Source organism: Streptomyces sp. NPDC058964, assembly GCF_042741275.1.
GTDB lineage: Bacteria > Actinomycetota > Actinomycetes > Streptomycetales > Streptomycetaceae > Streptomyces.
The window spans coordinates 1-7,748 of the sequence record NZ_JBHYKH010000439.1 but is presented as its reverse complement, the minus strand read 5'-3'; the positions used below and the strand labels follow the sequence as shown (position 1 = coordinate 7,748).

At 70.2% G+C, this 7,748-nt stretch carries 5 protein-coding genes; 3 read left to right on the top strand and 2 right to left on the bottom strand.

Annotated elements, in window-relative coordinates:
- The first annotated feature begins 227 nt into the window (after positions 1-227).
- Positions 228-713, top strand: coding sequence for a DUF5994 family protein (locus tag ACFW2E_RS36140; RefSeq protein WP_384473027.1), 486 nt, complete (start codon positions 228-230; stop codon positions 711-713).
- Between the two features lie 166 nt (positions 714-879).
- Here the strand turns inward: ACFW2E_RS36140 and ACFW2E_RS36135 are convergent, their stop codons facing one another.
- Positions 880-2,121 (bottom strand): PP2C family protein-serine/threonine phosphatase, encoded by a 1,242-nt coding sequence (locus ACFW2E_RS36135; RefSeq protein ID WP_384473030.1) that lies wholly within the window; start codon positions 2,119-2,121, stop codon positions 880-882.
- A gap of 412 nt (positions 2,122-2,533) precedes the next feature.
- On the opposite strand from ACFW2E_RS36135, the gene ACFW2E_RS36130 reads away from it, so the two are divergent.
- The gene (locus ACFW2E_RS36130) at positions 2,534-3,565 is read left to right on the top strand and encodes an AI-2E family transporter (protein WP_384473025.1); all 1,032 of its coding nucleotides are present in this window, start codon (positions 2,534-2,536) and stop codon (positions 3,563-3,565) included.
- Here the strand turns inward: ACFW2E_RS36130 and ACFW2E_RS36125 are convergent, their stop codons facing one another.
- Positions 3,566-5,674 carry a SpoIIE family protein phosphatase gene (locus ACFW2E_RS36125; protein ID WP_384473022.1) on the bottom strand — a complete coding sequence of 703 codons (2,109 nt, stop codon included), beginning with the start codon at positions 5,672-5,674 and terminating at the stop codon, positions 3,566-3,568.
- A 154-nt stretch (positions 5,675-5,828) separates the two neighbouring features.
- Here ACFW2E_RS36125 and aspS point away from each other — a divergent pair, with 154 nt between their 5' ends.
- A complete protein-coding gene (gene aspS / locus ACFW2E_RS36120) occupies positions 5,829-7,592 on the top strand; it encodes an aspartate--tRNA ligase (protein WP_384473019.1) in 1,764 nt (587 codons plus the stop codon).
- Positions 7,593-7,748: the final 156 nt, after the last annotated feature.

Here is a 7,748-nt window from a genome sequence, read left to right as displayed (position 1 = left end):
TCGCCTGGGCCCGTTGTTAATACCCCCCGGGGGCGGCCCCCGCCCCCGTCCAAGCCCCCGGCGGGGCGGACCCGGGGGTTACCCGCGGCCGCCGTTGCCCGTTTCCGTAACCGCGTCCTGCGGCGAGGCGCTCGCGCGAGCGTCGTGCGGAGTACGGTGAGGTAGCAGGGTCGTATCGCGGTCGCACGCTCTGCGGGCGCACTGCTCTCTGCGGACAGGCGGACACCATGGCCGACTCAGACACCCCCGACCTCCCCAGGCTCCTGCCGGACGCCGTCCACCGGGCGGTGAAACCCGGGACGGCCCTGCTGAGGCTGGAGACGACGCACGCACGTGAGGGAGTCCTGGACGGCGCATGGTGGCCGCGGTCCCGGGACATCAGTGCCGAACTCCCGTCACTGATCTCCGCGTTGACCGAGCATCTCGGACCTGTCACCCGAGTCGGCCTGGACAGCAGCGCCTGGGACGAGCTGCCGACCCGGGTGATGGTCGACGGCCGAGTCGTGCACATCGACTCCTTCCCGGTCGGTGACGACACCGCCCTCATCACCCGGGGCGACCGGGACCATTTCTCCCTGATGCTGGTCCCTCCGGACACGTCGCCCGACGCCGCACGCGCCGCGATGGCCAGGGCCGTACGGGCCGACAACGTCACCGGGGCCAAACAGATCCTCATCGATACGGGCAGCGACACGCCACCTACGCCGACCTGACCCACCCGTCGCAGATCGACCCCCCTGGGCCTGAACGTTCGCCTCTGTGCACGAGAGCACGACCGTGCTCGGAGCGCAGGAAGAGCCGGGAACGCGGCCCGTTGCGCAGCGTTACCCGGCCACTCTGCTGAACCGAGGCGCCATTCACGGTGGTTCGGCGGTCGCCTCACTCCAGGAGGGCGAGGTGGTCGGCGGCACCCCCGCGCCATTCGATCAGGAAGAGGGTGGCGTCGTCGCTGGTGCGGCCGCCCCGTTGCAGCTTCAGAGCGTGGGAGAGTGCGCGCACCACCGCGCGTACTCCCTTCTCCGTGTGTTCGATGCGGTTGACCCAGTGGATGAGTTGCTCCTCGCCGAATTGCTCTTCACCGGCCTCGTGTTCCTCGATCAGGCCGTCGGTGAAGCACAGCACCCGGTCACCGCGTTGGAGCATCTGCTCGCTGATCCGGGGCTCTTCACCGCCGAAGCCGACCGGCAGGGTGGTCGGACCCGCCAGTTGCCGTACGACCTGGTGGTTGCGGATCAGCAGCGGTGCGGGGTGACCCGCGTTGACCCACTGCAGGTGGCCCGTTGCGATGTTCAGACGCATCATCTGCGCGGTGACGAAGTGGTCGGGCCCGAACTGCTCCGCGATGGCCCGGTCCATGAACGCGTAGATCTCGGACAGGCCGATGTCGGCACGTCTGGCGTGCCGGTAGGCCCCCACGGCGACGGTCGCCATCGTGGCGGCGTCCAGGCCGTGTCCCATCGCATCGACGATGGCCAGGTGCAGGATGTCCTCGTTGAGGGCGTAGTCGAAGCTGTCGCCTGCGACGCTGTAGGCGGGCTCGAGGATGCCGGCCACTGCTGCCTGCGGCACGGACATCGCCAGCGGCGGCAGCAGGGACCACTGGATCTCCGCGGCCACGCTCATCGGTTCGCGGCGCCGGGCGAGGAAGAACTGGTCGGTGTAGCTGTGCTTGGTGACCAGCATGTCGGCGACCAGACCGGCGAGCCTGCGCAGTAGCCGCCGGTCGTCGTCATCGACGGTGTCCAGGGTGAGGCCCATCACTCCCACCTGGTCGCTGCCGTCCAACAACGGCAGGTACATCCGGACGCCGTCGGACTGCGGCACCTCGACAGTGGTCGCCTGCAGGAAGGCCACGCCGGCGGGAGAGTCACCGATCGGCTCGGGCTCGCCGACCGTCAGCCGCCGACCCGGCAGCGGCACGAGCACCAGCTGGCCGTAGTCCTGCAGCAGGATCGAGACGTCGCGGCCACCGACCCTGGCCACCTCTTCCGCGATGAGCGGGGCGATCAGCTGCGGTGGCATCTCGTGTGCCCGGTCCAGCAGCACCCCCAGCAGCCGCTCACCGAACCCTTCCGAACGGTCCATCATGCCGTTGTCCGGCCGCCGCTCACCGCGTGCCATGCCATGGCCCGCCCTTGCACCGGTGTCCTCCCGGGGCCGTCCGGCGGTCATGGCCGATCCGCCCGGCCCTCTCGCGTGATCCGTACACAGGGCTCCTGACACGACCGTGATCACCCCTTCCAGAGTGACGCGGCCTGCCGGCCCAACGTGTCCATTACGCCGAACGTGGCATGTCACGCGTGATCAGGACAGATGGCTTTCCATCCCAGGCCCGGCCTTCGAGGACTTCCAGAAGGGCCGACTCGGCACCGTCCCGGCCGTCCACGGCACGACCGCGGGCGGACCGCGAGGCCTGAGGCCGAAGGACGGTCCCGCCCGTCAACGGCGCCGGACGGGGCTCCGCCGACCCCGCGTCACCCGGCCGGGCCGTCCGCGCAGGACAGCCCGGCCGGGTGCGTGATCGGCTGGACGTGTGCAGCTTCTGCCCGATCCCGTCCGCCGCCTCGCCGCCTGGTGCGCGGTGATCCTGCTCGTCTACGGGGTCGGGTACGTCGGCGTCCGGCTGTGCACCACCTTCCGTACGGCCGTCACTCCGGTGCTGCTCGCACTGCTGGGCACCGCGTTGCTCGGACCGCTGTACCGCAGGCTCGTCAAGGCCGGGCTGCACCGCTCGCTGGCCTCGGGGCTCACCTGTGTCGCGGTCGTCGCCGTCGTCGGCGGGGCCGTGTACATCGTGGTCGCCGCGCTGATCGGCACCGGGGACGAGATCGTCTCCTCGCTCCGGGCCGCGGGAAAGTCGGTCGCCGAGCACTTCGGGGCGGCCGGGACCTCGCTGGACGACCTCGCCGCCAACTCCAAGGACCTGCTGAGCAAGTTCGGCGGGACGGCCGCCTCCAACGTCATCAGCGGGGTCAGCGTGGTCGGCGAGAGCATCGCCATGGCCGTGCTGGCGCTGCTGCTCGTCTTCTTCTTCCTGCGCGACTCCCACCGCGCCGTCGAGGTCCTGCGGTCCGTCGCCCCGCACGACAGCGCCGACACCCTGGAGGCCATGGCACGGCGGGCCTACGAGGCGGTCGAGGGGTTCATGCGCGGCACCACCCTCATCGCGTTCATCGACGCCATCTGCATCACCATCGGACTGCTCGTCCTCCGGGTGCCGGGCGCCCCAGGACTGGGCGCGCTCGTCTTCGTCGGCGCCTACATCCCCTACCTCGGTGCCTTCCTCTCGGGCGCGGTGTCCGTGCTGGTCGCGCTCGCCGACCGGGGGTTCGTGATCGCGCTGTGGGCGCTCGGTGTCGTGGTCGCCGTGCAGGTGCTGGAGGGCCATGTCCTCCAGCCGGTGATCCAGAGCCGGACCGTGCAGATGCATCCCGCGGTGGTGATGCTGGCGATCACGGCCGGGGCGTCCGTCGCGGGCATCGTCGGGATGCTGCTGGCGGTACCGCTGACCGCGGCCGCCTTCGGGGTCGTGCACGAACTCAGGACCCGGTACGCCGCCGCGTAGTCACTGCTTCTCGCCCAGCTCGAACCAGATGCTCTTGCCCTCGCCCCGAGGATCCACCCCCCAGGCCCCCGCGAGCAGCTCCATCAGCACCAGACCGCGCCCGGAGGAGGCCAGTTCGCCGGGGCGCCGCAGGTGCGGGAGGTCGTCGCCGGCGTCGGTGACCTCGACCCGTATCCGCCGGTCACCCGCCTCTCCGGCGACCTCGGCGACGAGCAGCGCGTCGGCGTCCGTGTGCACCAGGACATTGGTCACCATCTCGGAGACCAGCAGCACCGCGGTGTCCACCTGTTCGGCGGAGGGCCAGTCGTGCAGCAGCTCGCGCACGTGCTGCCGGGTCTCGGCGATCCGCTCCGGCTCGTCCTGCGCCACCGAGAGCACGGTGCGCCGGAGCGTGGGCCGTAGGAACGCCGTGTCGCCGCAGCCGCACCCCTCCCCCGGCCGGCACAGCAGCAGCACCGCTATGTCGTCCTCGCGGCGGTCGGCCAGCGGCCCCGGGGTCTGGTGCGAGGACGGCCCGTGCACGGCCTGCACCAGAGCGTCCGCGAGGGACTCCAGGTCGCCTTCGTGGTCCTCCAGGATGGCGCGGATGCGCTGCCAGCCGCTCTCCATGTCGTGGCCGCCGGTCTCGATCAGACCGTCGGTGCAGATCATCATGGTCTCGCCGGGCTCCAGCGCGATCCGCGTCGTCGGGTAGTCGGCGTCCGGGTCGATGCCCAGCGGCAGCCCGCCCGCGGTGGGCCGGATCATCACCGTCCCGTCGGCCATGCGCACCGCCGGGTCCGGATGCCCGGCGCGGGCGATCTCCAGCACGCCGGCCACCGGGTCGGCCTCCACGTACAGGCAGGTCGCGAAGCGCGGGTCGGCGTCGTCGCAGGTGCCGTTGGTGACGCCGTGCAGAAAGCGGGAGGCACGGGAGAGGACCGCGTCGGGGCGATGGCCCTCGGAGGCATAGGCGCGCAGGGCGATCCGCAGCTGTCCCATGAGACCCGCGGCCCGTACGTCATGGCCCTGCACGTCTCCGATGACCAGCGCGTACCTGCTGTTGGGCAGCGGGATCATGTCGTACCAGTCACCGCCGACCTGGAGCCCGCCGCCGGTCGGGACGTAGCGGGCGGCCATGCTCATGCCGGGGACGTCGGGGCCCAGCGTGGGCAGCATGGAGCGCTGCAGCCCGTCGGTGAGCTCCCGCTCGGACTCGGCCGTCCCGGCCCGGGACAGGGCCTGGGCGAGCATGCGCGCCACCGTCGTCAGCACCGACCGCTCGTCCGGTGTGAAGGCGACCGGGTAGGAGAAGGCCGCCATCCAGGCGCCCATGGTGCGGCCGGCCACCGTCAGGGGCAGATACGCCCAGGACTGGCGGCCGAAGTGCTCGGCGAGCGGCCAGGTCACCGGGTAGCGGGACCGGTACTGCTCGGGGGAGGAGAGATAGACCGCGCGGCCGGTGCGCACCACTTCCGTGGCCGGGTAGCCCGTGTCCAGCGGCATGTCGGTGAAGGGAGTCTCCTCACCGGGCTGCTGCCCGTGGTGGCCGATGATCGTCAGCCGGTCGCCCTTCAACCCGAAGACGGCCAGTCCGTCCGGTGAGAAGCCCGGCATCGACAGCCCGGCCGCCACCCGCAGCACCTCCGTCGTGGACCGCGCCTCGGCCAGCGCCCGGCCCGCGTCCAGCAGGAAGGCCTCCCGGGAGCGGCGCCAGTCGCCGGTGACGGGGGTGCGCGCGGCGGTGCCGGGTGTCGGCTCGGTGACCTGCTGCAGGGTGCCCGTCAGCCGGTACACGCGCTCCTGCCGGTCGTAGACCGGTCTGAAGCGGCTGCGCACGGTACGGAGGACGCGGCCCTGCTCGTCCATGATCCGCAGCCGCACCTCGGCCAAGGTGCCCTCTTCGGAGGCGAGCCGGATGATGCTGGTGTTCTCGTTCCAGTCGACGGGGTGGAAGCAGGCGCGCGTCCGGGCCTCCGTGAGCGTGGCCCCCTCGGGGGGCAACCCAAGCAGCCGAGCGGTCTCCGCGTCGATCGTGACCAGCCCGGTGGCGGTGTCCCAGTGCCAGAGCCCGGTCTCGAGGGAAGAGAGGACGTCCCCCACGGCGGGCAGGGGCTCGCCAGTGCGCATTGCCCCACTTTAAGAAGATGCGATCGAAGAGTGCCACCGCTCCCCGGCCCGGTAATGGTGGGAGGCGATCTTCATGTGCCCGGTACGCTGGTCGTGTTTCACGTGAAACAACCTGAGACAAATACCCCGATCCGCAAAGACTGGATGAACGACGATGCATCGGTACAGGTCCCACACCTGCGGCGAGCTCCGCGCCTCTGACGTCGAAACCGACGTCCGGCTGAGTGGCTGGCTGCACAATCGGCGCGACCTGGGCGGCATCCTCTTCATCGATCTGCGCGACCACTACGGCATCACGCAGCTCGTCGCCCGCCCCGGCACGCCGGCGTACGAGGCCCTGGACAAGCTGTCCAAGGAGACGGTGGTCCGCGCCGACGGCCGGGTCGTCTCGCGAGGCGCCGAGAACGTGAACCCGGACCTGCCGACGGGCGAGATCGAGATCGAGGTCGGCGAGGTCGAGGTGCTCGGCTCCGCCGCCCCGCTGCCCTTCACGATCAACGCCGAGGACGGGGTCAACGAGGAGCGGCGCCTGGAGTACCGCTTCCTGGACCTGCGCCGTGAGCGCATGCACCGCAACATCATGCTGCGCACCGCGGTGATCTCGGCCATCCGTCACAAGATGACCGCGCTCGGCTTCAACGAGATGGCGACGCCGATCCTGTCCGCCACCTCCCCCGAGGGTGCCCGCGACTTCGTGGTCCCCTCCCGGCTGAACCCGGGCAAGTTCTACGCCCTGCCGCAGGCTCCGCAGCAGTTCAAGCAGCTGCTGATGATCTCCGGCTTCGACCGCTACTTCCAGATCGCGCCCTGCTTCCGCGACGAGGACGCCCGCGCGGACCGTTCTCCGGGCGAGTTCTACCAGCTCGACATCGAGATGTCCTTCGTCGAGCAGGAGGACGTCTTCCAGCCGGTCGAGAAGCTGATGACGGAGCTCTTCGAGGAGTTCGGCAACGGCCGTCACGTCACCTCCCCCTTCCCGCGGATCCCGTTCCGCGAGGCGATGCTCAAGTACGGCTCCGACAAGCCGGACCTGCGCGCCCAGCTGGAGCTCGTCGACATCACCGACATCTTCGAGGGCTCGGAGTTCAAGGCCTTCGCGGGCAAGCACGTACGTGCCCTGCCGGTGCCGGACGTCGCCGCGCAGCCGCGCAAGTTCTTCGACCAGCTCGGTGACTTCGCGGTGACGCTGGGCGCCAAGGGCCTGGCGTGGGTCCGGGTCGCCGAGGACGGCTCGCTCACCGGTCCGATCGCGAAGTTCCTGACCGAGGACAACGTCGCCGAGCTGACCAAGCGCCTCTCCCTCGCTGCCGGTCACGCGGTCTTCTTCGGCGCCGGCGAGTTCGACGAGGTCTCGAAGATCATGGGCGCGGTGCGGGTCGAGGCCGCCAAGCGCGCCGGCCACTTCGAGGAGGGCGTCTTCCGCTTCTGCTGGATCGTCGACTTCCCGATGTACGAGAAGGACGAGGAGACCGGCGCGATCGACTTCTCGCACAACCCCTTCTCCATGCCGCAGGGCGGCCTGGAGGCCCTGGAGACCCAGGACCCGCTGGACATCCTGGGCTGGCAGTACGACATCGTCTGCAACGGCGTCGAGCTGTCCTCCGGCGCGATCCGGAACCACGAGCCGGAGATCATGCTGAAGGCGTTCGAGATCGCGGGCTACGACCGGGAGACCGTCGAGGAGAAGTTCGCGGGCATGCTCCGCGCCTTCCGCTTCGGCGCCCCGCCGCACGGTGGCATCGCCCCCGGCGTCGACCGCATCGTGATGCTGCTGGCCGACGAGCCGAACATCCGCGAGACCATCGCCTTCCCGCTCAACGGCAACGCCCAGGACCTGATGATGGGCGCGCCGACGGAGCTGGAGGAGGCCCGGCTGCGCGAGCTGCACCTGACCATCCGGAAGCCGCAGCCGAAGTAGGCGCCGCTGGTGCTCTGATCGCGAAGGGGCCCGGAACCGATCTCGGTTCCGGGCCCCGTCTCGCTTTCGCGATCCGGGTCTATGAACCCGGGTCTATTACAGGGCCTTGTACCCCCCCCAACCGGTCGCGATCTGGGGTGTCTTATTAACAAAAAC

Excerpts from the sequence above, each read along its gene's own strand:
- ACFW2E_RS36125 (WP_384473022.1), bottom strand. The coding sequence starts at position 5,674 with ATGCGCACTGGCGAGCCCCTGCCCGCCGTGGGGGACGTCCTCTCTTCC.
- aspS (WP_384473019.1), top strand. The coding sequence starts at position 5,829 with ATGCATCGGTACAGGTCCCACACCTGCGGCGAGCTCCGCGCCTCTGAC.
- ACFW2E_RS36140 (WP_384473027.1), top strand. The coding sequence starts at position 228 with ATGGCCGACTCAGACACCCCCGACCTCCCCAGGCTCCTGCCGGACGCC.
- ACFW2E_RS36135 (WP_384473030.1), bottom strand. The coding sequence starts at position 2,121 with ATGGCACGCGGTGAGCGGCGGCCGGACAACGGCATGATGGACCGTTCG.